Raw genomic sequence first — 333 nt, forward strand, 5'->3', positions numbered from 1 at the left:
GGGGGCGCGGCTGTTCGGACCGCGGCGCTGGCCCTGGGCCTGCTGGCCGGGTTGGCCTGGCTGGCCCGGCTTGGCGCCCTTGCCCTTGCGCTTGGCGCCGTTGCGGCCGCCTTCGCGGTTTTCACCTCGGCCTTCGCCACCGCCTTGGCGGCCGGTCTGCTCGGCGGCGCCTTCGGCAGCGACGTTGCCGTCGACCTGGGCGGCTTCACCTTCGGCCGGGGCTGCGGCCACGGCGGGCTGGGACTGTTCGATCAGGGCTTTTTCCGCTTCGCGCAGGGCGCGCTGTTCGCGCATCTGGCGCGGGCCGCGCGGCGCGCGTGGCTTGCCGGGCGC

At 76.3% G+C, this 333-nt stretch carries 1 pseudogene; it reads right to left on the bottom strand.

Features of this window, described 5'->3' with window-relative positions:
* Window positions 1-333 (bottom strand): annotated as a pseudogene (locus GM672_RS28720) (hypothetical protein); the annotation flags it as partial.

Source organism: Pseudoduganella buxea, assembly GCF_009720835.1.
Taxonomy (GTDB): Bacteria; Pseudomonadota; Gammaproteobacteria; order Burkholderiales; family Burkholderiaceae_D; genus Rugamonas; species Rugamonas buxea.